Below are 26,610 nucleotides of genomic sequence, written 5' to 3'. Positions count from 1 at the left end.
TCAGTACCGGATACGAGGATCGAGCAGGGTGTAGGCAACGTCGATCAACAAATTGACGCCGACATAGATGCCCGACGTCAACAGGATCATGGCCTGGATCACCGGATAGTCGCGCGCCAGCACCGCATCGACGGTGAGGCGGCCGATGCCGGGCAGGTTGAACACGCTCTCGGTGACGACGACGCCGGAGATCAGCAGTGCGAAGCCGGAGCCGATCACGGTGATGACCGGAACCGCGGCGTTGCGCAGCGCATGGCGCAGCAGCACGCCGGTCTCGCCGATGCCCTTGGCCCGCGCCGTGCGCACGTAATCCTCGCCCAGCACGTCGAGCATCGAGGCGCGCGTCATGCGCGCGATCAGCGCGACATAGATGAAGGAGAGGGTACAGGTCGGCAGGATGATGCGCTCGAAGAACGGACCGAAGCCGGCCGAGATGCTCTTGAAGCCCTGCACCGGCACCCAACGGAACGGGTAGATCGCAAACACCTGGATCAGCACGTAGCCGATCACGAACACCGGCACCGAGAAGCCGAGCACCGACAGCCCCATCACGCAGCGGTCGATCCAGGTGCCGTGCTTCCACGCCGCGATCACGCCGAGCGGCACCGCCACCAGGATCGAGAGGATGATGGTGGCGAGCGCGACCGAGATCGACGGCTCGAGGCGCGGCCCGATCATCTCGAGGATCGGCTTGTTCGAGATCAGGGAGACGCCGAGGTCGCCATGCAGCAGCTTGGCGACCCAGGTGTAGAACTGGATGTAGATCGGCTCGTTGAGACCAAGCGAGGTGCGGATGCGATCGAGCTGTTCCGGTGTCGCATTGTCGCCGGCGAGGATCGCCGCCGGGTCGCCCGGCGTCAGCCGCAGCAACAGGAACACGAACAGCGCCACCACGCCCATCACGGGAATGGCGGCGAGGATGCGGCGGATGAGATAGCCGATCATCGCTGCTATCTCCTGCCGTCTAATGGTGCGAAGCGAAGGCTGGGCCGCATCATACTCATGGTGTCCCCGTGATGTGTCTCATGCGCTTCTGCGTCTCGTCTCAAGCTAGCGCGAACGTGATGAATTTGCAGGCAAATACTGTGCCAATGGCGACGTTATATCAAGGCGCGGTTCAGGCCGTCGGGGCCTCCCTGGTCTGAAGCTGCTATTTCGAATTGCACTCGTCGTGACGTGCCACCGAGCTGAAACGGCACGTCGATTCACGCTCTCGTCACGCCGCACCAATTGGCCACGAACAGTGCGATGCTCTGCGTTGTCTTGCGAAGACTGTCGAGCTCGACGCGTTCGTTGAACGCGTGCGGGCCAATGCCGTAAGGACCATAACAAAGGGCAGGGATGCCGTAGTCGACACAATAGTAGCGGGTGTCGTTGACGGCCGTCGACAGGCGCTCTTGCATCGGAGCCTGGAAGACGGAGTGATGGGCCGCAGACAGAGCTGCTTCCGCTTCGCTGCCCGGTTCGCACACCGCTGCGTCCGCCTGAAAACCGCTCCACACCAGCTCCGCCGGATTGCCGGACAGGAACTCGTCGGCCTTGTGCGCCTCAGTCAGGCATTCCTCGATGCCGCGCATCGCCTGCTGCGGCGTTTCGCCCGGCAGCAGACCGAGCCGGCAATCAAGTTCGCACCAGGCTGCGGTCGAACTCGCCCAATCGCCGCCCTTGATGATGCCGACGTTGAACTTGATCGGGTTCTTGACGTTGCGGAACCAGCTGTTGTCGAGCGCCCGGGCATTGAGCGCCTTGGTGTAATCCTGAAATGCGCGCACCAGATGCATCGCCGACAGGATGGCGCTCGTGCCGGACTCGGAATAGGCGACATGCACCGGGGTGCCGCGGACACGCAGCCGAAACCAGACGGCGCCGACCTGGGCGCGTGTGAGCGTATGTCCGGTCGGCTCGGGAATGAGGCAGGCGTCGGCGCGATAGCCGCGCATCAACGTCGACAAGGCGCCGTTGCCGGTGCTCTCTTCCTCGGTCACGGTTTGCAGATGGATGCGCCCGGCCGGGGCATACCCCGCGTCGCGGATCGCATCGAGCGCGAAGATCATGGCCGAGACGCCGGCCTTCATGTCTTGCGCGCCACGCCCGAACATCCAGCCGTCCTGCACGGCGCCCGAGAACGGCGGCTGGTCCCAAAGGTCAGCCGGCCCTTCCGGCACCACGTCGATATGACCTTGCAGGATCAGGCTGCGCCCACTGCCTTTGCTGTCGAGCGTAGCAACCACCTGCTGCGATCCGGCAAGATCGATGCCGTCCATTGGTGCAGCCTTCGGATGGCTCATCAGGTTGACGTCGGCAAGGCTGAACGTATCGACGTCGTAGCGACGCTTAGCGAATTGCTCGGCCAGCCAATGTTGCTGCGGCGCTTCTTGTCCACGCAAGCTGCGGAACTGGACCATGCGCGACAGGAACGCGATCTGATCGTCGAAGTTTCGGCCGACGGCCGCGCACAGCTCTGCGGCAATCTGCTCCGGCTTGGTCAGCGTCCCGGTCGTCATGTCGCGCCTTTCGTGAAGCCCGATGCATGAGCGAGAGCGTTGAGCGCTTCAGAGCAGCGGCGCAGGTGAGCGCAATGCGCGCCGGTGGTGAGTTTGGATATTTCTTCGCGGAAACGACCGCCGTCGACATACGTGCCGTCCACGGTCGCGCGACGCACCGCGTTGCCGCGCGTGCCCGCTAGCTCGATGCGCATTGTCCCCTCCCGCGCTGAAGCCTTTTTCTCATCATAACGCTAGTCCTTGTCAAACGGCGTTTCTCAGCGAATTCCGACTTGGCCACACGCAAATACGCTCATATTCTTCCTCACCAGTAGGATTATTGGGGGAAAGCTGCGCGTGCGGTCCCGGTCGCATCGCACTGTGAGGGCACCATTGAAGGCGCGTCGAGGTCGCGCCAGTCGTCGATCGCCGCGGCGATCGTCTGTGCCGTCGCGGCCGACAACGTCCAGCCGAGATGGCCATGGCCGGTGTTGTAGAACACGCCCGGAATCCGTCCGGCGCGGACCACCGGCATCATGTTCGGCATCATCGGGCGCAGGCCCGCCCATGGCACGACCTTCGAGGTGTCGATCCCTGGGAAATGATGCCGCACCCAGTCCACCAGCGGCTGGATGCGATCGGCCCTGATGTCGCGGTTGAAGCCGTTGAACTCAGCCGTGCCCGCGACGCGGAAGCGATCGGCGCCGAGCCGGCTGGTCACGATCTTGGCGGCCTCGTCGAGCAGGCTCACGGTCGGCGCGGCGTCGCGGCTGCGCGGCGCATCGAGTTGCACGGTGATCGAATAGCCCTTCACCGGATAGACATTGACACGGTCGTTGAGCAGGCCCGCGAAATGGCGGCTCGCCACGCCGGCGCAAATCACGATGCCGTCGGCATGCAAGTCGTGTCGCGTCGCAACGCCGGCGTCCTGCGCGGCGGCTTCGTTCCAGCCGATGCGAAAACCATCGTCACCACGCGCGATGGTGTCGACATCAGCTTCGTGGACGAAGCTCGCGCCGCGGCGGGCGCAGGCGTCGGCGAGGCCGCGCGTGAACTTGTGGATATCGCCGGTCGCATCCGACGGCGTGAAGAAGCCGCCATAGCAGGCGGTTTGTAGGGCCGGCTCGATGCCGCGGATTTCATCCGCCGTTACCGGCCGGCGATCGAGTCCGCCTTGTTGCAGCAGCGTGTTGACGCGCAGGCCCGCGTCGAAGCCGTCCTTGTCGTGATAGACGTGAAGGATGCCGCGGCGTTCGAGGTCAAAGGCGATGTTCTCGCGTTGGGCGATCGAGAACAGATGCTTGCGGGCTTCGATCGCGAGCCGCGTGGTCTCGATGGTGTTGGAGCGATAGCGCGCGATGCCACCCACGAACTCGCCGATCCAGGAATATTTGTGCCAGCTCGGCTTCGGATTCATCAGGAGCGGCGCGTCGCTCCTGAGCATCCAGCGCAGTCCCTTGAGAATGGTCGTGGCGCTGTTCCAGACTTCGGCGTTGCTGGCCGAAAGCTGTCCGCCATTGGCGAACGAGGTTTCCATCCCGGCGTAGCGATGCCGGTCGAGGACCGTCACCTCGTAGCCGCGTTCGAGCAGGGCATAGGCCGTCGTCACGCCGGTGATGCCGGCGCCAATGATCGCGATGTGTGGCATGGTGGTTCTTCAGGCTCCCGTGGGTTAGAGTCGCCGAACCGCCGGTGAAACCGGCATCGGCGCCCCATCTGTCACGGTACCTGAGAGCTTGATCCGCATCGGGCCTGCGCCCGATCACGAACTATCCCCTTCGGTGGACGTCATGGCCCTTGATGTGCGGCCATGTTCGTCTCTCTCCAGATCGTCCTGACGATACAGTCCTTTTGCCTGAGAGTTTCCGGGGCGGTTGCTCCGTCGGCGCCGAAGCCAACAACATCAGATGTTGTCGCCTCGATCTCTCCCGCATCGTCGTATTGGACGGCCGGACCGTAGGCGAAGCCTCAAAACTGGACAAGGCTAAATTTCGGTCCGGCAGTGCCAACGTGTTGTGCAGTGCAATCGACGTCAGTCCAGCGTTGCGAGCAGCGCCGCCATCAGGCGGCCGCGCTCGGCGAGGCTCTCGACTTCGATATGCTCGTTGAGCGTATGCGCATCAGCGCCGCGAACGCCGAGCCCGTCGAGGGTTGGGATGCCCATCGCGCCGGTGAAGTTGCCGTCCGATCCGCCGCCGGCGCTGCCGTGCGGCAGATCGAAGCCCATCGCCGCCGCGAGGCCTTTTGCCTTTTCATACAGCGCCATGGTGCCGGCGTCCGGCTCCCATACCGGGCGCGTGACGCCGCGCGTCACCTTGAAGGTCACGTCGTTGGCGGTGCCCGACAGGGCCAGCATGCGCTCGACGCCGCGGTCGAGATCGGCCTGGCGCTTGGCCATGCTGAGCGCCTCGCCGGAGCAGGTGGTGGCAACGCAATTGACCCACTGGCCGCCATGCACGACGCCGACCGAGAAGGTGCAGTCGTCGGTGGTCATGCCGTCGATGGCGATGATTTGCCGGGCCATTTCCCGGATCGCGGAACGACCGGAGGACAGCGTCGCACCGGCATGGCTCGGCTTGCCGATGGCTTCGAGATTGAAGCGCGCGATCGCGTAGCGGCCGGTGACGACGCCGTTGTTCGGCCGGCCGGGCTCGGGCACCAGCACATATTTGTTGCGCGCGGCTTCGGCCTCGATGATGTCGCGGGTCGACGGCGTGCCGACCTCTTCATCTGGCGTGAACAGCACGGTGATCGGCAGCGGCGTCGTGAAGGAGGCGCGCGCCAACTGCCTGATCGCTTCGATCGACAGATAGTTGCCGCCCTTCATGTCGAAGATGCCGGGCCCGAAGCATTTGTTGCCTTCGCGCCGCCACTTCAGCTTCTCGATGGTGCCGACCGGGTGCACGGTGTCGAGGTGGCCGGCGATCAGGATGCCGGGCTGGCCTTGCTTGGGATGGGGAAAGCGGGCGCGCACGCAGCCCGCGAAGCCCTGGCGTCCCGCGATGCGTTCGATCGTCGCACCCATGATCGCCATCTCGCGCGCGGCGAGATCGAGCATGCGCTCGACCGCGGCAGCGTCCCAGGTCGGGCTCTCGCATTCCACCCAGCCGCGCAGGCCTTGCAACATGGCTTCGGAATCAAAGGGGAGGTTGGCTGGGTTCATGTCGTTTCTCTCTTGTTGTTCTGATCGCGTGACTGCGCTTATCCGTACCTGCGCGCATGCGTCTCGCACGAAAAGCTCAGGCGACGACTTTGTAAAGTCAAAATGCACCAGGCTTCTCGCTCATTCGTTCGTATACGTTTGATGCTGCCCGAAACCGATTGACGCGCTTTGCGCTTGGTGCAAGTCTCGATTTCACAAGCCATACAGCATGTTAGTTCGCCTAAATAACGAACCGCGTGCATAACGAATAAGCCGGCTTTGACCAGTTACACGTCAGGAGAGATTCCATGTTCCCTATCTCGCGTTGGAAGCGCCGCACGTTCGCGGCGGCGTTGACGGCGGTCGCGCTGTCGTTCGCGCCGCAGCAACTATCGTTTACGCAACAGGCCATGGCCGCGGACAAGACCATCACCGCGGTGATGCATTCGGATCTGCGCGTCATCGATCCGATCCTGACCACGGCTTACATCACGCGAGACCATGGCTACATGGTCTACGACACGCTGGTGGCGACCGACTCCAACTTCAAGATCCAGCCGCAGATGGCGGACTGGAAGGTGTCCGACGACAAGCTCACCTACACGTTCACGCTGCGCGACGGGCTGAAGTGGCATGACGGCACGCCGGTGACCGCCGAGGACTGCGTCGCTTCGCTGAAGCGCTGGGCCAAGGTCGACGGCATGGGCCAGAAGCTCATGGACTTCACGGCGAGCCTCGAGGCCACCGATGCGAAGACGATCACGCTGAAGCTGAAGGAGCCCTACGGCCTGGTGCTGGATTCGATCGGCAAGCCGTCGTCGCGTGTCGCCTTCATGATGCCGAAGCGATTGGCCGAAACGCCACCGGACAAGCCGATTCCGGAGCAGATCGGCTCGGGCCCGTTCAAATTCGTCCAGGCGGAATTCCAGCCGGGCGTGAAGGCGGTCTACGTCAAGAACAAGGACTACGTGCCGCGCAAGGAGCCGGCGAGCTGGACCGCGGGCGGCAAGGTCGTGAAGGTCGACCGCGTCGAGTGGGTCACCATGGCCGATGCCCAGACCGCGATGAATGCGTTGCAGTCCGGCGACATCGATTTCCTGGAGAACCCGTCGTTCGACATGTTGCCGATCCTCGAAGGCGACAAGGACCTCAAGGTCGAGACGCTGAACAAGTTCGGCTTCCAGACGCTCGGCCGCATGAACTTCCTCTATCCGCCGTTCGACAACATCAAGGTTCGCCAGGCGGCGCTGATGGCGATCAACCAGAAGCAGGTGCTCGACGCGCTGGTCGGCAATCCCAAATATTACAAGACCTGCGTCGCCTTCTTCATCTGCGATACGCCGTTCGCGACCAATGTCGGCGGCGAGACGTTGTTGAAGGGCGGCGACATGGCTGCGGCCAAGAAGGCGCTCGCCGAGTCCGGCTATGACGGCACGCCGGTCGTCATCATGGCGCCCGGCGATGTCACCACGCTCAAGGCGCAGCCCGTCGTCGTCGCGCAGCAGCTGCGTGACGCCGGCTTCAAGGTCGACCTGCAAGCGACCGACTGGCAGACCGTCGTGACCCGCCGCGCCAGCCAGAAGCCTCCGAAGGACGGCGGCTGGAATATGTTCTTCACCAACTGGGTCAGCGCCGACGTCTCCAACCCGATCGCCAATCTCTCGATCGGCGGCCAGGGCAAGAATGGCGGATGGTTCGGCTGGGCCGACGATCCGAAGATCGAACAGCTGAAGGATGCCTTCGTCCGCGCGACGTCGCTCGACGATCAGAAGAAGATCGCGGCGGATATCCAGAAGGAGGCCTACGACCAGGTCATCTACATTCCGCTCGGTCAGTATCAGGGCCCGAGCGCGTGGCGGAAGTCGCTGTCCGGCGTGCTTGACGGCCCGGCGACGCCGATCTTCTGGAATATCGACAAGTCCGAATAGGCTTGTGGCTTCACGAACACGAATGGCCGGGCGTCGCCCCGGCCATTTTTCTTTGGCGACGTCGTTCGCCGGCCGCGCGATGAGGTCAGGTTGAATCGGCGTCGCCGGAGAACACGATGAGGTGATCTAGGCATCGCGATACCGCAAGTACCCGCTCAGATCGCGGCGACCTCCTGGCATGCCAAATCAATGAGGCCAGTCTTAAGGTTCTCGTTAGCATTGCGTCGTAACTTCACCGCAACTCAAGTACCTACCGTGACGTGACAGGGTCATGGCCGACGACCATCACAGGCCCACATCAGCCAGCACACAACAGGCATTGCCGACCAACGATCGGCGTGCCGACGCTCGCCGCCGCGTCTTCAAGTCCGGCGCGATCGAGTTCGGCAGCACGACGATTCCCTGCACGGTCCGAAATCTCTCGCCCCATGGCGCCTGCATCGAAGTGAATTCGCCGCTGTGGTTTCCCGACCATTTCGACCTCGCCATCGACGGCGAGCGGCATGCGTGCCATGTAATCTGGAAGCGGGAGAGGCGGCTCGGACTGGGGTTCGCATAGGCGCCCGAGGCGTCCGTGCGCGTCCCCCAATCGGCGCCGGCAGCGAACGAGCCACATTCGTGCCGACGACACGGCAAAGCCGTGACCCCGCCGAATCCGGCGGGGCTTGTCTGACTTGCAGCGGCGATGTCAGTCGGCGGCGATGCCGATCGGCTGCCTGCGTCGTGCGGCAAGCAAACCGAGGCCGCACAGACCGAGGATCATCATCGCCCAGGTAGAAGGCTCGGGAACGGCGCTGGTGACGTTGAACGAGTCGAACGAAGCCACTGAATCGAGTGCTACGCCGTCCCAGGGCTGACGGAGCGTGAACAGGCCGATCTCGGTGTAGGCCGTGGTGTTTGTTTCAGACCCCAGCGTCGTCCAGTTGATTCCGTTGCTGCTGTAAGCGGATGTGTAGACGTTCCCGACCTTGGAGACTTCGAGGTAGATCGTGCCGCTCGAATAGGCGTTCGAGCCGCCGGCGCCTTCGACGATGCTTCCGCCGCCATTGGGATAGAACGCTCGTTCGACGATCCGATTGAACTGAAGAGCGCTCGTGAACGGACTTGTCGTCGTCGCAAGCAGGATGCCCGCGCCCTGATAGTTGTTGGTCGGGTTGAACGACAGCGATGTCGTGATCGTGTAGTTCGCGTTGGGATCGACGGATTGCAGGATGACGGGCGCATTGTAATTGCTGCCCGTGAATAGATCGGAGCCGCCATTCTGATAGGAGGCGGTGATCACCAGATGACCGGATCCGTCGAGGGCGACGCTCGACGCCGGGTTCGGAGATGTCACCGTCCAGCCGGGGTTGAGCGTTGTGCCGTTGAACTGGTCGGAAAACGGCGAGGCATCCGCCGCTGCGGCCCCGAGCAGCGTGGATGCCACGATCGCTCCAAATGTCCTGATGACAAAAATCTTCTTCACGACGAATATCTTCTTCATGAAAATGTCTCCCACCATGATTGAATATCGGGGCCGTGCTCGTTGCTTCCGCATCGGGTTTGCAATTGAGAGTCGTCGGCAGCCGCGCTGAGCCTGCAATGCAGTGCCAACGTCCGCAGAAAAAATCACGAGAATAGGATCGGGTTAATTTCGAATTTAATTTGAATAATCGGTGCATTGACGTCAACCTACCGAAAACAGCAGGTATCGACTTCAAGCGTCGGAGATGCAGGCGAGCGCCGACGTCGACCCCGGGATGTTCCATGCCCACGATACTCTTCGTCGACGATCATCCAATCTATCGCGATGGCTTGCAGCGCCTGCTCGCGGAGATCGAGCCGGGTCTGACGGTCTGTACGGCCTCGGGATACGCGGCAGCGCTCGAACTGCTCAATGACAATCGCGATATCGACTTCGTCCTTGCCGATCGGCGGCTGTCCGACGGAGACGGCATCTCGCTGTTGCAGGACGTGCGCCGGCAGTGGCCGGACGTTGCCATTGGATTGCTTTGCGCCGACCTGACGCCGGAGGTTGCGATCAGGATGAGGCAGTTGGGCGGAGTTGCGTGCCTGTCAAAGGAGCGCAGCGCGAATTCGCTCCAGGACGCCATCGGCAGGATCTTCGATGGTCAGATCGTGTTCGACCTCGAGGCGCAATCCGCTCCGCTCGATGTCCTGCCCGCGCGGCAATGGGAAGTCGTGACGCTCGCGCGCGACGGTCAAAGCGACAAGCAGATCGCCGATCGACTAAAGATCTCAGAGAATACGGTGAGGATGCATTGGCGACAGATCTTCATTCGTCTCGACGCGAACAATCGAACGGCGGCAGTCGCGAAAGCGATCCAGAGCGGTCTGATCTGACCTACCAATTTCGGCGCAGCGACCATCGCGACGAGATCGGCTACGGTCGCATCAGGGCGCTGTACCGCGCGCACACCAGCAGGCGCTTCGTCGTGGGGTCCTCCACGCTTGGAGCGGTCCTCATCATCGGGCTGTGCGTTTTGTTCGTCGGTGTTGATAGCGGGCAGCGGCCGCTGTTGTGGTTATCGGCCGTTGCGGCTTCCGACGCCTTCCTCACGACGCTGGACCGGCTGTTCCATTCGCGCAATCCGCCCGACGCGGAGTTGCTTGGGTGGGGCTGGGCGCGGGCCATTGCGTCGGGTGCGCGCGGCGCGGCGTGGGGATTGGGCCCGATCCTGCTCTACAAGCAGGCGACGATCGCTTCCGTCATGATCCCGTTCTGGGGCTTGATCAGCCTGCTCGCCGCTTCCGCTTACACCGCCGGCCCTTTCTTCCCAGGCCTGGTGGCGACCGTCGTGTGCGGTGTTGCCCCGCCTTCGATATGGTTGGCGCTTCAACCGGAACCGGCAGCGCACCTTGCTGCATTGCTGTTGGCGCTGTCGGTGCCCTTCATCTGCTTCGTCGGTGCGGTCGGCCGGCGCAACAGCGAACGCTCGATCGCGGGGCAGCTCGAACTCGCCGCGATACTGGATCTGCAGAAGCAGCAGACCAGGCTGGTCTCCGATACGCTCGCGGAGAGGACGCGCTTCTTCACGGCGGCAGGGCATGACCTCCGGCAGCCGTTGCAGGCCCTGGAGTTCTACGCATCGATCGCCTCGACGAAGCTGCGGGACTCTCGCGCCGATCCCGAACTGACCCAGATCGTCGACCGGGTGGAAGACTGCGTCGACAATCTGAACCGCCAGTTCAACGCGATCCTCGGCGTGGCGGGGATCGAAGCCGCGATCGCGAACTCGAAATCGGTTGCCACACCGCTTCAGGCCGCGTTCGAGCGTTCGGCGATGGCGGCTTACCCGGAGGCCGAACTCAAGAACCTTCAACTGACGGTGATGCCGACCGCGATCTGGGTCAGCGTCGACCCCGCGCTGCTCCAGCGGGTCTTGAGCAACCTGCTCTCCAATGCGGTCAAGTTCACGTCCCGTGGCCGGATATTGCTGGGTGCGCGGCGCAGGGGAGCCGTTGCCGACATCTGGGTGCTGGATACCGGCCCGGGAATTCCCGAGGCCCACCACGACGACATCTTCAAGGAATATTATCAGATCCACAACAAGGAGCGGGCGCCGGAACACGGCTTTGGCCTCGGCCTTGCGATCGTGCGCAGGATCTGCGCGGGACTGCATTGGCCGCTTCAGGTCAGGTCGACCGTCGGTCGCGGCTCCAGTTTCCGGCTGACGGTTGCCATTGCTGCCGCCGCCAGCGCGGCGGATGAGGGCGGTGAGGTTCGCGTCTCGTCGGCCGGCCAGTCCTCGCATGTCGTCATCGTCGACGACGACGACTTCATTTGCGACTCGCTTGAACGATTGCTGCGAAGCTGGGGCTGGTCGGCAATGTCCTGCCGATCGGCCGAGCAGGCGATCGATTGCCTGCGCGCAAGCGACGACCCGCGCGCGGTGATCCTGCTGGTCGATTACCGGCTCGGCGGCCAGGACGATGGCCTCGCCGTGATCGACCGCATTCGCGTGGAGTTCGGCGCCGCGATCAGAGCGGTGCTGATGACCGGCGACATTGACAGTACCGTCTTGTCGGACGGAGCGAAGGCCCTTGGAATCCCCGTCCTGCGCAAGCCGATCAAGCCGATCCGGCTACGGGCGGTGCTGACGCCAATGGCTGATACGTCTTTGATGCCGGAAAGCAGCGACCTCACGCGATGATGCGATCCCGGCGTATCCATGTTGACCGCGCGACATGGCAGTCGCGTGCGTGGTGCGGGCGGCCGGACTCGAACCGGCACAGGCCTTGCGGCCCCACGGATTTTCGTACCACTTCGGCTTTCGCCGCCGCCGTTCCGGCGTTCGTGGTCTGGACTATCCCTTCACCCTGGCGATGTCCGCTGTAGGTGCTGCCCGTCTAGTCTCTACACCTTCCTCCTGGCGGAGGCTTGGCTCGGGATTGCCAGTGAAGGTTTCCCCGACTTTGAGCAGTTCTGCACCGAGGGTTTCCCCAAGGGCACTCAATGGTTTAAGTCCGATGCGTCTACCAGTTCCGCCACGCCCGCATCAGTCCATCTATAAGGCGCAAACGGCGTTCCAGCAAAGGGAATACGGTCCAATTCATCTACCGCTCTATCAGCCAGCAAAGATTGATCTAATCGATGAGGCGCCGTAATTCCCGGATGAGCTGGCCGTTGTCGCCGTGAAAGCTCCTGATCATGGCCCGCAGGAAATTGGCGGGATTTAGCCGTTCCAGATGCAGAGGATGGCCGGCCTTCGCTCCGATAAGAGCCATGAAGGCGAGCTGGGCCCGCCCATTGCCATCACGAAATACGTGAATGGCGTTGAGCATACTCAGGAACTCAGCTGCCTGGATGGCGAAGTCATCCGCGGAGAGGTCGCGGAGATACTGATCGCGCCGAAGCTTGGCGAAGGTTTGCTTCAGCTGGCCATCAATGTATTCGGGATAGCAGAACGCGTTTCCCTCCCTGCTCATCCGCAGAGTGCGGTTCTTGCCGGCCCAGGCGTAGACATCTTGGAAGAGGTGATGATGGACGGCCCGGTAATGCCGGACACTAAGCAGGCCAGTCGGCATCGGTTCATCGAATCGTTGGGCTGTGATGGCGGTCTCGAACCGGGTGAGCGCGGCCTGACTTTTCAGGTTTCTGAGGTTCTTGAGGACCTTGGTGCCGGGATAACAGTAGTGGTCGTCGACGGCATCATACGGCGGCACGAGAGCGCTATTTTCCGTATTTCTTAACGATCGCGTATCGGCGGGCCTCGGCTGAAGCCGCGGTCTTGTCGAAGCTCTTGAAGGTCGCTTTCATCTCACGAGACATTCGGATGCCTTCAACGGCGCTTATCTTCTCGAAGCCTTTGCGGCCTATGATCAACCCCTTGCTCTTCGTTCGCGGTGTTTTGTTGATCTTCGACATAGCTGAATCATAACATGAACAACACTGTATTTGAACGGCAATTCGTCTCAGTTGTCGTAGGCGTGGTTACGGAGACGCCTCTTGGCCGCGGCGGCGCTGGCTCATCCTTGCGGTTCTCACCACTTCCTTCCTGTGGCTTTTTTTACCGATGTGAATGGCGCTGGCGTCCGACACGTCCCTGAAGTGGCCCGCAATTCCATTTGCCTTGAGCTCGCCGCATTGGGATAAGCAGCCGCCGCCGCGATTGGGCCTCAATCCGGACACCGGCGGCTGCTTTAGCCAATCTCAACACTGTCGGACTAAGAACGCTGAATGTTTGTTCGTCTCCCACGCCGCCCGAAGCTGTCGCGCGCGGCCGCCGTCATTGTGCTGCTCGCTTCCGCTGCGGCCGTTTCCGGCTGTGCACAGATCGGCGACAGCATGCCGTCGGCATTCGCCGATCCCGCCAGATACGACCTCTATGATTGCAAGCAGCTCCAGACCGAGCGCACGGGCCTCGCGGCCCGCGCGACGGATCAGGAAAAGCTGATGGCCAAGGCGCAGACCGGCGTGGGCGGTACCGTGGTCTCCGAGATGGTCTATCGCAACGAACTGATCTCGATCCACGCCCAGCAGAAGCTCGCGGAAGAGGCCTGGCGCAAGAACAAGTGCCATGAAGCCCCGCCGGATACTCCCGCGGCCGCAACACCCGCCGCGCCTTCGCCAGCCGCGAAGGGCCCGCGGGCGCCGCGGGGGCTCGTTCACTAACGGTCCTGGCTGGTGGGCTCGCTTGAGGTGGTTCTCAAGCCCGCCAGTCGTAGATCCAGTCCTGCCGCGCCAGCATGCGTTGTGGACCGATGGCGCGGATCGCGAGATCGCGCGCAATCGCCGCCGGTCCGCTCAAATGATAGATGCGGCCCTGCTGCCGCGCCATGCGCTGCACCTTCAGCACGCGTCCGCGCCGCATCCGTGCGTAGCGCTTGAGCGCGGCGGGAATGCCCGCGGTGCTCTCCCCTGTGCTGTCGCCCAACGCCTTCGCGAGCACGACAGCGTCCTCGATCGCCATCCCGGCGCCCTGTGCGGCAAATGGCAACATCGCGTGCGCCGCGTCGCCGATCAACGTCACCGCGCCTTCGCTCCAGCGGCCGAGGTCGGGCAGGGTGAACAGCGCCCATTTGCGCCAGCCGTCGACCGCGCCGATCAGCATCCGCGCCGTCGCGGGCCAGCGCGCGGTGGCGAATGCGGCCTCGATCTCGTCGACGTCGCCGGGCGCGCTCCAGCCCGGCTGGTTCCAGCTGCCCGACACGATCGCGACCACGTTGATCTGACGCCCAGACGAGATCGGATAGGCCACGAGATGGGCGTCCGGCCCCATCCAGAGTTGGACGCGCGGAGTGGTGTATTCAGGCGGGAGGGCGGTTGCGTCCAGCGTGCCGCGCCAGGCGATCAGGCCGGAGAACTGCGGCTGTACATCCGGAAACAAATGTCCGCGCACCGACGACCAGATACCGTCGGCGCCGATCAGCGCAGCCGCCAATTCCTCCTGCCGTGAATTGCCGCGGCGCTGCACGACGGTCAGGCCGTTGGCGTGCTTGGTCACGTCCTCGAATTGGCAGCCGAGCCGCAGGTCGATATCGGGATGGTCGTTGACCGCGGCCTGCAACGCGGCCTGCAGATCGGCACGATGGATCACCCAATAGGGTGCGCCGGCGCGGAACTCGGCGGCCTGGCCGAGCGGCATCCGCGCGATCTCGCCGCCGGCCCGCGTGCTCAGGATGGTAACGGATTCAGGCGTCACCGCGCGTCGCGCAAGCACGTCCTTGAGCCCCAGTTCGACCAGGATGCGGCTGGCATTGGGCGAGAGCTGGATGCCGGCGCCGGCTTCCTCGAGCCGTTCCGCCTTCTCCAGTACGACGACACGAAAGCCCTGCGCCGCCAAGGTCAGCGATGCCGTCAGTCCTGCGATCCCGGCGCCTGCAACGATGACGGTTCGCGTCAGCGCCACGGAGCGCTCAGGCGACCTTGTCTTTCAGCACGCATTCCGGCGGCCGCGCTTCGCCGGCCGCGAGGTCGGGCGCGAAGCGATACAGCGTCGAGCAGTATGGGCAGATGATCTCGTTGTCGTTGCCGAGGTCGAGGAACACATGCGGATGGTCGAACGGCGGGTTGGCGCCCACGCACATGAACTCCTGCGACCCGATCTCGATCACCGAGACACCGGCATCGTTATGGAAGTGCGGGACGACGTGGTCGGACATATTCTCACCTTGGTGGCAACGACGGGCAGACGCAATCAACAGCATGCGGCATCGCGAAATGCCGCGCACCATACTGGCGGGAACAGTTGATTCCTAGAGCCCCGATGGCTCATCTGCTCATGCAAATTCGACACAATCTTGTCGTCCCAGAGAAGCCCTTCTTTGGTCGGACCCGGTGTGTCGCAAAAACGGCACACTATTTCCAAGGCGAATTGAACAAGGCGAATTAAACTTGAGGTTTCCAGTGCGATGAACCGGGTGCGCCTCAGCCTTGCGGTGGCCGGCGTGGCAGCGAGCGCAGCCATCGGTGCGGCGATCTGGCCGCATGCCCATGAGGCGGGCAGGGTGCTTGCCGCGCGCGACGATCCCGCTGCATTGGCCGACATCAGGCTCAATTCCGTGCTGCGCAACAAACCAGCGTTGATCTCTGACAATATCGAGGCGGCACTGGCCTCGGGGGATGCCGACCTCGCGGCGAGCTTTGTCGCGCTCGCTGGCGAGAAGAATATCGCACTCAGTGACGACCTCACAAAGCGCGTCGATGATGCGCGCGCCGAGCAGTCGTCCGCGACGCATTTTGCCAAAGGGTTCGCCACTGGCTTCGTGACCGGCAATGCCGACGATGTCGCAAGCCTGTCCGGCACGGTTGCGGGCGACCTGTTCGTGTTCGGTGACGTCAGGGATGTCGTGCGCGAGGGCAAGCATCTCGCGATGGGCGAGGATGCCGACCAGCTGGTGCTCGGCCTTGCGGCCGCGGGGCTCGCCGTCACTGCGGCGACCTACGTCTCGGTCGGCGGTGCCGGACCGCTGCGTGCCGGGTTGACGCTGGTCAAGGATACACGCAAGGCGGGACGGCTGAGCGAGGGCATGATCGAATGGGCCGGACGCTCGACCCGTGAGGTCGTCGACCAGCCGGCGTTGCGCGAGGCGGTCGCGTCCGGCTCGGTGCTTCGGCCCGCCGAAACCGCAACCGCGATCCGCGCGGCGTTCCGTGCCGAGAAAGCCGGCGCGCTGGAGCGCGTCGCCAAGGATGTCGGACGCGTGGGCGAAGCAGCCGGGATGCGTGCGGCGCGCGACACGCTGAAGGTCGCGGAGAACCCGCAGGAGATCGCGCGCGCGGCGCGCATCGCCGAGGTGAAGGGCGGTCAGACCCGCGCGATCCTGAAACTGCTTGGCCGCGGTGCGCTGCTGCTTGCGGCCGGCACGTTCAATCTCACGATGTGGCTGTTCGGCGCGCTGCTCGCGCTGTTCGGCTTCCTGTCCTCGATCAAGGCCACCGCCGAACGGACGACGGCGTGGTGGCTGAGACGCAGCAAGGCGCTCCGCCTGAAGCGGCAGATGGCCACCGAGGCTGCGCTGGCGAGCTTGCCCGCCCAGGGCTAAGCTTGCGGTCGCCGGTCGACCGCCAATCGCAAATCCCAAGTACTAAAATCGCAAGTACTGAATTCCCAAGTACTCAAATCCAAAGTACTGAAATCCCAAAAAGACGGAATGCAGGATGCCGAGTTTCCATCACGGCGATGTTGAAATTGCCTATATCGACGAAGGCGCGGGCGAGCCGATCGTGCTCGTGCACGGCTTTGCCTCGAGCAAGAACGTCAACTGGATCTATCCGACCTGGGTGTCGGAGCTCGTCAAGGCCGGCCGGCGCGTCATCGCGCTCGACAATCGTGGCCACGGCGAATCCGCCAAGCTCTACGACGCCGCGCAGTACGAGATCGCGATCATGGCAAGCGACGTGATCGCGCTGATGGATCATCTCGGAATCGCGCGCGCCGACATCATGGGTTATTCGCTGGGCTCCCGGATGACGGCGATCCTGGCGCGCGAACATTCCGACCGGGTGCGCTCGGCGATCCTGGGCGGCATCGGCATCGGGCTGATCGAGGGCGGCGGCCCCGGCGAGGCCGTTGCGCGCGCGCTGGAGGCGGCCTCGCTCGAGGATGTCACCGATCCGGTCGGCCGCACCTTCCGTGCCTTTGCCGACCAGACCCGCTCCGACCGTCGCGCACTCGCCGCCTGCCTGCGCGGCTCGCGCCGGCTGATGACGCGCGAGGAGGCCGCCGGCATCGGCGTGCCGGTTCTGATCGCGGTCGGCAGCAAGGACGAGATCGCGGGCTCGGCCTCAGCGCTGGGCCGGATCATTCCGGGCGCGGAGCTGCTCGACATTCCGAACCGAGACCACATGCGGGCGGTCGGCGACAAGGTCTACAAGACCGGGGTCATCGACTTCCTGTCGCGGCGGAAGTAGTTCGTCGTCGCTCTCGTCATCCCTGGCCAAGGCGCGCGCGGCCGCGATCAGCACCACGAAGGTCGCGATCCACACCATGCGCGCGCCGTAACGGTCATGCGGTCCGGAGATCACGCCGCAGACCACAGCGTTGCCGAGCAACGCCAGCGTGACAGTGCCTGCCAGCAAAGTCAGATCGTCGAGCCGCCGCTGCCATAGCCCGCGGCCGAACAGCATCACGACCAGCAGCATCGAGGCCAGCGCCACCGGGACGTGGATGCGGTTGATCGCGGTGAAGTCGAGATGCCACTTCTGTTGCTGCGCCGCGCGCATCGGCGCGACCTGGGCGGGAATGTAGCGCTCGATGATCCCATAGGTATGCGGAAGCCAGCCGCTGCTGCCTTCGCCGGTTGCGACATGCATTAACTGGTCGACGGTCGCGGTCAGCGCCGCCTTGGCTTGCCATCCGGGATACTCGGCCAGCGAACGCTTCACGATATAGCCCATCTCGTCGTCGAGGCCCTGGAAGCGGCCGAGCGTGTTGAACATGCTGTGGCCCCACAGGAAGTCGTCGGCGGTCGGCGGCAACTCGTCGCGATACGGGCACAGCTTCAGGTTCTCTTTCGCGCAGTGGTCGCGCAGATATTGCGCGACGATGCCATCTTGCAGCATCCGGCCGAAGGCGACGCCAATGCCGCCCGGCGTCCAGGCCAGCGACCCCGAGAGCGCGAAGTTCGCTGCCAGCAGCATCGCGGCGCCGGTGACGATGGTCAGGCTGCCCTGTACGAGGCCGGCGATGGGGATCCGTCGGCCGAGCCATGGACGCAGCATCCAGCCGACGCAACACAGGCCGAGCAGCACCGCCAGCGTCGCGCTGTGGGTAGCGGCCGAAAACGCGATGAACGTAAACAGCACGGCCTTCTCAAGCGTTGAGACCCGTTCGCCGCAGACAATGAGGATGAACAGCGCGAGCACCGAGAGGCCGGCAAAGATGTCGGTCAGCAGCATGCTGGCGAGCCAGGGCAGGGCGGTGGTTGCGATCAGCGCGAGGCTGATCGCCATCAGCCGGACCGGCCGGGCGAGGCCCAGTACGCGGAGTGTCAGTTGCAGGATCCACAGCGTCGCCAAGGTCTGGATGCCGAGGTCGAGCCAGAAGCCCGACGTCTCGCCGGCGTGCAGGTAGATGCCGAATACCGTGGACCGGCTCGGCACGAGGTAGCCCTCGTACCAGCGCGCCAGATAGCCGCCGGTATCCCATTGGAGCAGCGGGTAGCCGTTCCAGAAGGCAGGGGCGAGCAGGAGCAGGGGGATCGCGATGGTGGCGATCCAGACCGACCGTGCATCGGTCAGGCGGGCGCGTAACGTCTGGGTATTGATGATGTTTCCCCCTTGATCGGGGCCGACCATGCCCAAAACCACACTGGGAACGAAATCCGTCAATAGTTGCAGAAGCACGGCTTGATTTCGGCGAAATCCGGACCAACTCCCCTAGACGCCGGCCCGGGGGTGTTCGGCGGGGGTTTACCGTACCTGGCCTTCCCGGGACGCGCCGGGTCCACCGTGCTATAACGCACGCCAGAACAACCGAATTGCGAGAGCAGCTATGGCAGTTCATCACGTCAATCCGCAGGGGGGCAAGCTCGCGGCGCTCGATCCGATCTGGGATCGAATCCGCGGCGAAGCGGAAGACATCCTGCGGCGCGAGCCGGAACTCGCATCCTTCATCTATGCGACCGTGCTGCATCACGAGCGCCTCGAGGATTCCGTGGTGCATCGGATTGCCGAGCGGCTCGATCACGCCGCGCTGTCGGGTGACCTGATCCGCCAGACCTATGGCGAGGCGCTGCGCGATGACCCCGACATCGGCAATGCGTTCCGCGCCGACCTCGTCGCCGTCTATGACCGCGATCCGGCGACCTCGCGCTTCATCGATCCCTTGCTCTACTTCAAGGGCTTTCACGCGTTGCAGACCCATCGTCTGGCGCACTGGCTGTATCAGAAGGGACGCAAGGATTTCGCGTTCTACTTGCAGAGCCGCTCCTCGGCGGTGTTCCAGACCGACATCAATCCGGCTGCGAAGATCGGCCGTGGCATCTTCCTCGATCACGCCACCGGTTTCGTCTGCGGCGAGACCGCGGTCATCGACGACGATGTCTCGATCCTGCATGGCGTCACGCTCGGCGGCACCGGCAAGGAGAATGAGGATCGCCATCCGAAGATCCGCCACGGCGTGCTGATCGGCGCCGGCGCCAAGATCCTCGGCAATATCGAGATCGGTCATTGCGCGCGCATCGCGGCGGGCTCCGTCGTGGTCAAGCCCGTGCCGCACAACGTCACGGTCGCGGGCGTGCCGGCGAAAATCGTCGGCGAAGCCGGCTGCGCCGAGCCGTCACGCACCATGGACCAGATGCTCAACGCGATCGGTCTTTGATTTCATTCGCTTTCTGATCGCGGAACGTTTTTGAGCGAAGCGGACGCCGGTTCGCGCCGAGAAAACACGCCGAACAATCGTGTGCGCAACATCACATCGCCAAAGCCTGAAAAGGCTCTGGCGATCTTGGTCGTCTCGTCCTAAAACTCCCCCGAAAATCATCGACCCGATTGGAGACGGCAGTGGACGTTCAGGAAGTCAGGAAGCTCGACGCGTATCTGAAGCGCGTGTTCAGCAATCCCAAGATCCGCGTGGTGCCGCGGCCCAAGAAGGACGACTCCGCCGAAGTCTATATCGGCGAGGAGTTCATCGGCGTGCTGTTCGTCGACGACGAGGACGATGATCGCTCGTTCCAGTTCCAGATGGCCATCCTGGAAGAAGACCTGAGCGAGTAAGGCTGAACAGCCCCTGCTTGTTAATTCGTCACCGCGATGCTCGTGGTGACGAACAAGCTAGCCCTTCGCGCTGTGCATCTGCGCGGAGAGGCGGTTCATCGCCGAGGCGATGTCGCGCCATTGCGTGAGCCAGTCGCGCGGAAATCGGAAGGTCAGGTCGGCGCCCTCGATGCGCTGCTCACTCAGGCACATGCCGGGCGTCGAGGTATCGCGCGTGCAGCGCGCGACCAGCTGCGGCTCGCTCGCGGTGACCAGGTCCTCGCCGCCATAAGGCGTGTTGTCGCGGAACGCGCGCGTCGTCAGGCCATCGTCGGTATTGGCGCGCTCGTCGAGATAGCGCGGATAGATCGTGCGCAGCCGCACCTCCGGCGCGAGTGAATCGTGATGCGCGGCGATCGAGACGAAGATCCTGTCGATCGGCTGCACCTTGTCCTCGATCGTGTCGGCACTGTAGTGCTTCGGCGCCGCGGGCGCTTGCAGCGACGGGTAGAGGAAGCTCAGGTCGACGCGCTCCTGCGGCCCGGAATGGCGCTGGATCTTCATCCGCACGGCCATGGGCGGCACGTTGAACAGCGTGCCGCCCACGCTCACCGGCAGCCGCGACGGATCGCTCGGCGGAATGGTCGTGTAGGTCGGCCACAACAGATAGGCGACGAGCATCACCGCGCCGGCCGCGATGACCGCGGACAGGATGATCGGAACGAGATGCGCGCGCGGGTTGCGGCGGGTGTCGCGGGCGAGATGCTGGGCCGTCGAGAGGAGCGTCATGAGCGAGGCATGGATCAGATCTGGGGTTACCGAATCACCCGACGAATATGCCATGCGGTGAGGAATTTCCGTACGATTCCAATGGAATCCGCGGCTGATGGGCCATGCGTAAGCGGCGTGCCGGGCGTGGCCGGTTAACCTTTTCTTAAGGATGATGTGGCGGCCGGCCGCCAATTCTGCGAAGCAAGGGTGAGTGGCCTGTTGCGTAGCGGAAGTTCCGATGTCACCCGATACCCTCAATTCCCTGTTCTCGCTTTGCATCGGCTTCGCGTTCGCGGGTGCACTGGCCAGCGGCTACCAGGCGATGGCGGCGCGCCCGGCCGGGTTCGGCCTGCTGCAAGAGGGCGTCGCGCCGAAGACCTTCGCCGCGGTCCCGTTCCTCGTCTTCGCGGCCCCCTTCATCATCATGCGCAACACGTTGCGCGGCGCGCGCATCGAGCGTCGCCGCTTCGAATTCGTGATGATGGCGACCGTGATCTCCGGCTTCTGGAGCCTGATGTCGGGCACCTTCTTCATGATGACGCTGCGCGCCGCCGGCGTGCTCGCCTGATCGGCGCACGATCCGCATCGGATCGCGGTCCCGCTTGCTTGAAACCACGCCGGCCGCTGTGTCATGGTCGCCTTCGATAAGGAGACCTTCATGGCGATCTACGAACTCGACGGGCAGGGGCCCGATCTTCCGGCTGACGGCAGCTACTTCATCGCCGACAATGCTGTCGTGATCGGCAAGGTGCGGCTCAAATCCGCGACGAGCGTCTGGTTCGGCGCCGTGCTGCGCGGCGACAATGAGTGGATCGAGGTCGGCGAGGGCTCCAACGTCCAGGACAATTCCACCCTGCATGTCGATCCCGGCTTTCCCCTGACCATCGGCAAGAACGTCACCATCGGCCACAACGCGATCGTGCACGGCTGCACGCTGGAAGACGGCGTGCTGATCGGGATGGGATCGATCGTGATGAACGGTGCGCGCATCAGGCGCGGCAGCGTCGTCGGCGCCGGCTCCGTCATCACCGAGGGCAAGGAGTTTCCGGAAAATTCCCTGATCATCGGCGCGCCGGCGCGCGTGGTGCGCACGCTGGACGCCGCGCAGGCGGAGGCGTTGTCGCGGCCGGCCAAGGCCTACGCGATCAGGGGTCCGCAGTATAAGGCCGGACTGAAGAAGATCGGCTGAATTCTCAACGCTTGCGGCCCTGCTTGCGCGCGGTCTTCGGCGCTGCACGCGGCGGCTTTGCTGCATCTTGAAGCTTGACGCTCTTGCGCAGCGCATCCTTCAGGTCGATCGGAATACCGTGCTTCTTGAGCAGGTCGGCGAAAGCCTCGTCCGCGAGCTCTTGCAAGGTCGCCATCCGGTCGCGTCCCAGCTGCTTCAGCTTGTCGAACGTATCGTCGTCGAACTCGATCAGCTTGCGCAAATTGCATTGCTCCCAAACTGTATTGCTCGAACGCGCGCTGGAACCGGCGTTCTGCGGACTCGTTGACGTCCGCAAGGAGAATTTCCATGCGCAAATTATCCGCTACCGCTGCACTCGCGACAATCGCCATTCTGCTGGCGCCTGCGGTTACCTTCGGCCAAGGCACCGGCAGCCCTTCGTCAGTCAGCCCGATATCGCCGCAAGTCACCTCATCGCCGGGCACCAACAGCGCCGGGACCGCGCAATCGTCGGGGCGGCTGAACAGCGGCGAGGGCGTCACCACCGGTGCGGCGGCGACGACCGAAAGCGTCGACAAGGCCATCGCCGACGAGAACAGGACGGTCGACCGTCGGATGAAAGGCATCTGCCGCGGCTGTTAACGTTTGACCTCTGCGCCCTCGATGAACGTGGGTCGCGCAGAAGTGAGCGCGGCATAGGCGCGCGGAGGAAGTCGCGATCCTACATTGGGTTAGCATGCGCGGGACGCGGCGGAGGAGGCTTGAAAAGGAAAGCCTTGGAAAAGGAGTAACGGGTGATGTTGCGTAAAACGATGATTGCCTTGCTGGCGACGGCTTCGGTCGGCCTGCTCACGGTCGACACTGCGTCGGCACGCGGCGGATTTGGTGGCGGCGGCTTCCATGGTGGCGGCGGTTTCCACGGTGGTGGCGGCTTTCATGGCGGCGCTTTCCGCGCCATGGGCGGGGGCGGTGGTTTCCGGTCGGCCGCGATCGGCGGCGGTTGGCACGGCGGTGGCTGGCATGGTGGAGGCTGGCACGGCGGCTATTACCGGCGCGGCTGGGGCTATCCGTTTGCCGCGGCAGCGATCGGCTTCGGGCTCGGCTACGGCGCCTACGATTACTATGACAGCTACTACAACAATCCCTATTACGCCGGTTACGGCTACGACGACGGCTATGGTTATGGCTACGGTGACGGCGGTTGCTACGTCGTGCGCCGCGTGGTGTTGACGCCGTATGGCCGGCAGGTCCGGCCCGTGCAGGTTTGCAACTGAGCCATCCGCTGAAGCATGGCCGATCCATTGGATCGCCATGCTGATGTCCTGGAATCGTTGCGCGGCCCCGGCGTTCTGCTTGCCGGGGCCGCGGCCGTTGGTACGCCGCTTGCTTCGTGTTGCGACAGCAGTTTGTGCGTGAACACGTCACGGCAGAAGAGCCGGCTGCGATTGGAGCCGGCCCTCAGAGGATAGCGAACATGTTGACCATTCCTGATCTGACATTGTTGTTCATGGTGGTTGTTTCAGCCCTCGCCGTTGCGTTGATCTGCATGCTCCACGTACTCGAACCGAAGCTTGCAAGGCTGCGGCTGAGAGGCGATCGCAGCGTGCGCGGTCGCGACGAATAGCTCCGCGGCCGGTAAGCGGACTGGATCCAGCGTCGGGGTGTGGGAGCGGGGGCTGTCGGCCTTGCCGAACAAGCCCGGCCGCCGTCGTGCCCTCCGGGCAAGCCGAAACCACGGGTTGGAAAATCGGCCCTAAAAAAACAAGGCCGTCGACGTAGTATACCGTCAACGACCTTGCCAGCCCCGGATATTGAAATCGGCTCACGCCATCCGGTCACATGAAGATGACTCGGATTCGAAGTCCGATATGTGAACCAGTTCACAAAGTCCGGATTAATTCACGCTAACGGGCACTCCAGCGCGGTCGAACCAACGGTACTGGAATGCGAAAGTTCCGCGTTAGATGCTGATCTTGCTCGGGATTTGGCGCAATTGTATGGCCGCGCCGACGCTCGGTGCCAGCCTTGCGGAGGCCATCAGCCGCGGGAGCCGTGGCGTTTCCGGTTGGCGCTGCGGGTTGCCTTCGAGCGCGTGCGCGGGGCCGGTTCGGCCGACGGCTCGTTGGCCTGTGCGCTGGCCAGGGATTGGCGTAGACCCTCGACCTGCTCGGTCAGTGCGGCGACCTGATCGGAGAGCTTCTTGGCGTCGGCCTGCTGCGCGGCGAACTGCTTGCGCATGGTCTGCAACTGATCCTGCACCACCTGCAACTGGTCGATCGATTCCTGCTGGGTCTCCTCGATCCCCTTGGTCTTTTCCACCAAGGCCTCGGAGACCTGCGCGGTGCGGGCCTGCAACTGGCGGGCTGCGACCATCCGGTCGGTCTCAGGCGCATTGCCGGTGAAGGCGCGCCACAGCGCGATCGAGCCGATCCCGAACAGCACGAGCACCAGCGCCACCACGCCGATCGCGATCGGCTGCACGCCAATCAGGTTGCGGGCTTGGGAATTCCGGGGAGCAAGTTCGACCATGCGACCAGAACCGGACATCATTGGAAAGGTTCCGAATACCACAACCCCGGCGCGGGCAAAACCCGGGCGGTCCAAGCAGGTGACGCCTGGATCGGTCGAATTCGCCGCAAATGCAAAGGGCTTTTGCGGCACGACGGCAACGCCGGGCTCAACTCTTGGGCGCGATCAGGCCGACCCTCATGTCCTTCGCGAGGTAGACACAGGCGCCGTCGGCGAGCACGCGGCCATCGGCGACGCCCAGCACCAGGCGGCCGCGCCTGACCTGGCGGATGTCGACCTCGTAGCGGACCAGCCGGACGTCGGGCGTGATGTGCCCCCGGAATTTGACCTCGCCGACCCCGAGCGCACGACCTTTGCCTGGCGAGCCCGACCAGCCCAGCCAGAAGCCGATGATCTGCCACATCGCATCGAGGCCAAGGCAGCCGGGCATCACGGGATCGCCGGCGAAGTGGCAGGCGAAGAACCAATGCTCCGGCACGATGTCCAGTTCGCCGGCGACATGGCCCTTGCCGAAAGCGCCGCCGTCCAGGTTGATCGCGGTGATCCGGTCCATCATCAGCATCGGCGGTGCCGGCAATTGCGCGTTGCCTGGCCCGAAATAGCCGCCTTCGCTCGAACGCAGCAGATCCGGCTTGCCGTAGGACGATTGCGGCGTGTGAAAATCGTGCGGGTTGAACAAGATGGCCACCGACATTGGGGTTAAGGGTGAACCTTAGGCTCGGCCTCGGCGCGCGGCCTTTGGCGTTACGATTTGCGATCCGGCGGCAGGCGCAATGCCGCGGCCATGAAGGCCCAGATCTCGTCGGCCAGCTTGGTGGGATCGGGGCGCCGTTCGCCCGTGAGCGCGCCGATCAGCGCCTGGCGGATGCCGCCGATCATCAGCGCGATGGTCAGGTGAGGGTCGATGTCGCCGGGCACGATCCGGTCGCGCTGGGCCGCCTGAAGCATGCGGGCACCGGCGGCCAGCTGGCGGCTGGTGAAGTCGGTCTCGACGTCGAGCACCTCCGACGCGCGGCTCAGCGGTCCGATGACCAGCGGCGCGAACGGGTGGTCGTAGTGAAACGCGACGTAGGCGCCGACCCGCTGCTTTTCCCGGTCGGACCAGCTCCGGGCCGAGAATTTGGCGCCGCCGAACGCCGCCTCGTCGAGGCGTTCATAGAAGTCATCGACCACGGCGGCGATCAGACCGGCCTTCGATCCGAAATGGTGGTAGGCGAGTCCGACCGAGACCTGCGCCCGCCTGGCGACGGCCTGCATCTCGAGATGCCCATGGCCTGCGATGAGCTCGTCCTGCGCCGCCGAGAGCAGCCGTTGCCGTGTCCCCTGGCTGGTCGCGTCCATGGCCCGCTCGATCATTGAACTGAATTCAATTCAAGCGCGACGGTGCTACGATGTCAAGCCGTGGCGCGGGACGGCGGGGCGGAGCGGCGAAAGGCATGCGATGGCATATGCGATCAAGACCGAGATCCGCGATCTGAAAGCGAAGGCCTTCACCTTCACCGCGCAGAAGACCATGTACGGCGGCAAGCGCATCGCCACGGGCGACACCGTCTTCGTGTTCGCGAGCGAGAACGAGGGCGGCAAAGGCCTGATCGCGCGCGCGGTCGTGACGTCGGCCGAGCCGGTGGCGCGGAAGGCTGGTGTCGCGCGGCAAACGCCGCGAGTCAGCATCGCAGTGCGGCGCGTCGCACTCGCGAAGCAGAAGTTGGGGCGCGACCAGCTCAAGCGCTTCAAGGATTGGGACGACGGCCGGCCGGAGACCGAACTCAATTTCAAGTTCTACCGGCAGGCCACCAACAAGATCGTCGGCATCACGGACGAGACAGCGGCTTTTCTCGAAGGTCTGTTCTGATCATCGGCCTTTCGCGTCCCCAAAAAGGTTGCGGCCAGGCTTGGGGGAGCCTGGCCGCGCGCGAACCGGTCTGGGACGGGGAGGGGTGGGGATGTGA

General features: G+C 63.9%; 30 protein-coding genes, 1 pseudogene and 2 riboswitches. Of the genes and pseudogenes, 15 read left to right on the top strand and 16 right to left on the bottom strand.

Annotated features, from left to right (window positions below; all coding sequences use genetic code 11):
- From CWS35_RS29995 to CWS35_RS29980, 5 genes are all read right to left on the bottom strand, one after another.
- Entirely contained in the window at window positions 1–945 is a 945-nt protein-coding gene (locus CWS35_RS29995) for an ABC transporter permease (RefSeq protein ID WP_024582500.1), read from the bottom strand.
- Between the two features lie 260 nt (window positions 946–1,205).
- Entirely contained in the window at window positions 1,206–2,504 is a 1,299-nt protein-coding gene (locus CWS35_RS29990; protein ID WP_100955148.1) for an ArgE/DapE family deacylase, read from the bottom strand.
- Window positions 2,501–2,698 carry a hypothetical protein gene (locus CWS35_RS39210; RefSeq protein ID WP_157817286.1) on the bottom strand — a complete coding sequence of 66 codons (198 nt, stop codon included), beginning with the start codon at window positions 2,696–2,698 and terminating at the stop codon, window positions 2,501–2,503. Before CWS35_RS39210 ends, CWS35_RS29990 begins: the two co-directional genes overlap by 4 nt.
- A 122-nt stretch (window positions 2,699–2,820) precedes the next feature.
- The gene (locus CWS35_RS29985; protein WP_100955147.1) at window positions 2,821–4,131 is read right to left on the bottom strand and encodes a D-amino acid dehydrogenase; all 1,311 of its coding nucleotides are present in this window, start codon (window positions 4,129–4,131) and stop codon (window positions 2,821–2,823) included.
- 66 nt (window positions 4,132–4,197) lie between these two features.
- A riboswitch (glycine riboswitch) is annotated at window positions 4,198–4,313 on the bottom strand.
- Window positions 4,314–4,316: 3 nt separating this feature from the next.
- A riboswitch (glycine riboswitch) is annotated at window positions 4,317–4,424 on the bottom strand.
- 91 nt (window positions 4,425–4,515) lie between these two features.
- Window positions 4,516–5,646, bottom strand: a complete 1,131-nt coding sequence (locus tag CWS35_RS29980) for a M20/M25/M40 family metallo-hydrolase (RefSeq protein WP_100955146.1) — start codon at window positions 5,644–5,646, stop codon at window positions 4,516–4,518.
- Window positions 5,647–5,933: 287 nt separating this feature from the next.
- Between CWS35_RS29980 and CWS35_RS29975 the strand changes: the two genes are divergently transcribed.
- Both CWS35_RS29975 and CWS35_RS29970 read left to right on the top strand, forming a co-directional pair.
- Window positions 5,934–7,553 (top strand): ABC transporter substrate-binding protein, encoded by a 1,620-nt coding sequence (locus tag CWS35_RS29975; RefSeq protein WP_024582496.1) that lies wholly within the window; start codon window positions 5,934–5,936, stop codon window positions 7,551–7,553.
- A 271-nt stretch (window positions 7,554–7,824) separates the two neighbouring features.
- On the top strand, window positions 7,825–8,112 hold the full coding sequence (locus CWS35_RS29970) for a PilZ domain-containing protein (protein ID WP_100955145.1): 288 nt from the start codon (window positions 7,825–7,827) through the stop codon (window positions 8,110–8,112).
- A gap of 129 nt (window positions 8,113–8,241) precedes the next feature.
- Here CWS35_RS29970 and CWS35_RS39885 read toward each other — a convergent pair whose 3' ends face one another.
- Entirely contained in the window at window positions 8,242–9,036 is a 795-nt protein-coding gene (locus CWS35_RS39885) for a PEP-CTERM sorting domain-containing protein (protein WP_024582494.1), read from the bottom strand.
- A gap of 263 nt (window positions 9,037–9,299) precedes the next feature.
- Between CWS35_RS39885 and CWS35_RS29960 the strand changes: the two genes are divergently transcribed.
- Both CWS35_RS29960 and CWS35_RS40210 read left to right on the top strand, forming a co-directional pair.
- Window positions 9,300–9,896 (top strand): response regulator transcription factor, encoded by a 597-nt coding sequence (locus CWS35_RS29960; protein ID WP_100955144.1) that lies wholly within the window; start codon window positions 9,300–9,302, stop codon window positions 9,894–9,896.
- 368 nt (window positions 9,897–10,264) lie between these two features.
- Window positions 10,265–11,707: a hybrid sensor histidine kinase/response regulator gene (locus CWS35_RS40210; RefSeq protein ID WP_245439107.1), complete on the top strand. Its 1,443-nt coding sequence runs from the start codon at window positions 10,265–10,267 to the stop codon at window positions 11,705–11,707.
- A gap of 433 nt (window positions 11,708–12,140) precedes the next feature.
- Here CWS35_RS40210 and CWS35_RS29950 read toward each other — a convergent pair whose 3' ends face one another.
- A complete protein-coding gene (locus CWS35_RS29950; protein ID WP_100955142.1) occupies window positions 12,141–12,719 on the bottom strand; it encodes a Fic family protein in 579 nt (192 codons plus the stop codon).
- 7 nt (window positions 12,720–12,726) lie between these two features.
- The gene (locus tag CWS35_RS29945) at window positions 12,727–12,921 is read right to left on the bottom strand and encodes a hypothetical protein (protein WP_024582490.1); all 195 of its coding nucleotides are present in this window, start codon (window positions 12,919–12,921) and stop codon (window positions 12,727–12,729) included.
- A 312-nt stretch (window positions 12,922–13,233) separates the two neighbouring features.
- On the opposite strand from CWS35_RS29945, the gene CWS35_RS29940 reads away from it, so the two are divergent.
- Window positions 13,234–13,668, top strand: a complete 435-nt coding sequence (locus CWS35_RS29940; RefSeq protein WP_024582489.1) for a hypothetical protein — start codon at window positions 13,234–13,236, stop codon at window positions 13,666–13,668.
- A 34-nt stretch (window positions 13,669–13,702) separates the two neighbouring features.
- On the opposite strand, the gene CWS35_RS29935 is transcribed toward CWS35_RS29940, so the two are convergent.
- Entirely contained in the window at window positions 13,703–14,905 is a 1,203-nt protein-coding gene (locus CWS35_RS29935) for an FAD-dependent monooxygenase (RefSeq protein ID WP_100955141.1), read from the bottom strand.
- Window positions 14,906–14,912: 7 nt separating this feature from the next.
- Window positions 14,913–15,158 (bottom strand): zinc-finger domain-containing protein, encoded by a 246-nt coding sequence (locus CWS35_RS29930; RefSeq protein WP_021077734.1) that lies wholly within the window; start codon window positions 15,156–15,158, stop codon window positions 14,913–14,915.
- Window positions 15,159–15,407: 249 nt separating this feature from the next.
- Here CWS35_RS29930 and CWS35_RS29925 point away from each other — a divergent pair, with 249 nt between their 5' ends.
- Together CWS35_RS29925 and CWS35_RS29920 are read left to right on the top strand one after the other, a co-directional pair.
- Window positions 15,408–16,541, top strand: a complete 1,134-nt coding sequence (locus CWS35_RS29925; RefSeq protein WP_100955140.1) for a hypothetical protein — start codon at window positions 15,408–15,410, stop codon at window positions 16,539–16,541.
- 115 nt (window positions 16,542–16,656) lie between these two features.
- Window positions 16,657–17,409, top strand: a complete 753-nt coding sequence (locus CWS35_RS29920; protein ID WP_100955139.1) for an alpha/beta fold hydrolase — start codon at window positions 16,657–16,659, stop codon at window positions 17,407–17,409.
- A gap of 3 nt (window positions 17,410–17,412) precedes the next feature.
- Here the strand turns inward: CWS35_RS29920 and CWS35_RS29915 are convergent.
- Window positions 17,413–18,795, bottom strand: a pseudogene (locus CWS35_RS29915) (hypothetical protein); the annotation flags it as partial.
- 196 nt (window positions 18,796–18,991) lie between these two features.
- Between CWS35_RS29915 and cysE the strand changes: the two are divergent.
- On the top strand, window positions 18,992–19,819 hold the full coding sequence (gene cysE, locus CWS35_RS29910) for a serine O-acetyltransferase (RefSeq protein WP_024582484.1): 828 nt from the start codon (window positions 18,992–18,994) through the stop codon (window positions 19,817–19,819).
- 182 nt (window positions 19,820–20,001) lie between these two features.
- Window positions 20,002–20,214, top strand: coding sequence for a DUF3126 family protein (locus tag CWS35_RS29905; protein ID WP_024582483.1), 213 nt, complete (start codon window positions 20,002–20,004; stop codon window positions 20,212–20,214).
- 57 nt (window positions 20,215–20,271) lie between these two features.
- On the opposite strand, the gene CWS35_RS29900 is transcribed toward CWS35_RS29905, so the two are convergent.
- The gene (locus CWS35_RS29900) at window positions 20,272–20,982 is read right to left on the bottom strand and encodes a hypothetical protein (protein WP_168226402.1); all 711 of its coding nucleotides are present in this window, start codon (window positions 20,980–20,982) and stop codon (window positions 20,272–20,274) included.
- Between the two features lie 220 nt (window positions 20,983–21,202).
- Between CWS35_RS29900 and CWS35_RS29895 the strand changes: the two genes are divergently transcribed.
- On the top strand, window positions 21,203–21,532 hold the full coding sequence (locus CWS35_RS29895; RefSeq protein WP_024582481.1) for a hypothetical protein: 330 nt from the start codon (window positions 21,203–21,205) through the stop codon (window positions 21,530–21,532).
- Window positions 21,533–21,622: 90 nt separating this feature from the next.
- A complete protein-coding gene (locus CWS35_RS29890; protein WP_100956796.1) occupies window positions 21,623–22,153 on the top strand; it encodes a gamma carbonic anhydrase family protein in 531 nt (176 codons plus the stop codon).
- Between the two features lie 4 nt (window positions 22,154–22,157).
- Here CWS35_RS29890 and CWS35_RS29885 read toward each other — a convergent pair whose 3' ends face one another.
- The gene (locus CWS35_RS29885; protein ID WP_100955137.1) at window positions 22,158–22,394 is read right to left on the bottom strand and encodes a hypothetical protein; all 237 of its coding nucleotides are present in this window, start codon (window positions 22,392–22,394) and stop codon (window positions 22,158–22,160) included.
- A gap of 86 nt (window positions 22,395–22,480) precedes the next feature.
- Here CWS35_RS29885 and CWS35_RS40205 point away from each other — a divergent pair, with 86 nt between their 5' ends.
- From CWS35_RS40205 to CWS35_RS39205, 3 genes are all read left to right on the top strand, one after another.
- Window positions 22,481–22,774 carry a hypothetical protein gene (locus tag CWS35_RS40205; RefSeq protein ID WP_245438738.1) on the top strand — a complete coding sequence of 98 codons (294 nt, stop codon included), beginning with the start codon at window positions 22,481–22,483 and terminating at the stop codon, window positions 22,772–22,774.
- Between the two features lie 155 nt (window positions 22,775–22,929).
- A complete protein-coding gene (locus tag CWS35_RS29875) occupies window positions 22,930–23,406 on the top strand; it encodes a hypothetical protein (RefSeq protein WP_100955136.1) in 477 nt (158 codons plus the stop codon).
- 200 nt (window positions 23,407–23,606) lie between these two features.
- The gene (locus CWS35_RS39205) at window positions 23,607–23,756 is read left to right on the top strand and encodes a hypothetical protein (protein ID WP_157817284.1); all 150 of its coding nucleotides are present in this window, start codon (window positions 23,607–23,609) and stop codon (window positions 23,754–23,756) included.
- A gap of 413 nt (window positions 23,757–24,169) precedes the next feature.
- Here CWS35_RS39205 and CWS35_RS29870 read toward each other — a convergent pair whose 3' ends face one another.
- The 3 genes from CWS35_RS29870 to CWS35_RS29860 form a co-directional block, all read right to left on the bottom strand.
- The gene (locus CWS35_RS29870) at window positions 24,170–24,661 is read right to left on the bottom strand and encodes a hypothetical protein (RefSeq protein ID WP_100955135.1); all 492 of its coding nucleotides are present in this window, start codon (window positions 24,659–24,661) and stop codon (window positions 24,170–24,172) included.
- A gap of 148 nt (window positions 24,662–24,809) precedes the next feature.
- On the bottom strand, window positions 24,810–25,355 hold the full coding sequence (fabA, locus tag CWS35_RS29865; protein ID WP_371682809.1) for a bifunctional 3-hydroxydecanoyl-ACP dehydratase/trans-2-decenoyl-ACP isomerase: 546 nt from the start codon (window positions 25,353–25,355) through the stop codon (window positions 24,810–24,812).
- 50 nt (window positions 25,356–25,405) lie between these two features.
- Complete coding sequence (locus CWS35_RS29860) at window positions 25,406–26,002, bottom strand: TetR/AcrR family transcriptional regulator (protein WP_157817283.1); 597 nt, start codon at window positions 26,000–26,002, stop codon at window positions 25,406–25,408.
- Between the two features lie 100 nt (window positions 26,003–26,102).
- On the opposite strand from CWS35_RS29860, the gene CWS35_RS29855 reads away from it, so the two are divergent.
- Window positions 26,103–26,513 carry a hypothetical protein gene (locus tag CWS35_RS29855; RefSeq protein WP_100956790.1) on the top strand — a complete coding sequence of 137 codons (411 nt, stop codon included), beginning with the start codon at window positions 26,103–26,105 and terminating at the stop codon, window positions 26,511–26,513.
- The last annotated feature ends 97 nt before the right edge of the window (window positions 26,514–26,610 follow it).

The sequence above is a fragment of the Bradyrhizobium sp. SK17 genome (assembly GCF_002831585.1).
Taxonomy (GTDB): domain Bacteria; phylum Pseudomonadota; class Alphaproteobacteria; order Rhizobiales; family Xanthobacteraceae; genus Bradyrhizobium.
Note: the sequence above shows the minus strand (reverse complement) of the source record. Positions and strands in the feature narration are given on the sequence as shown.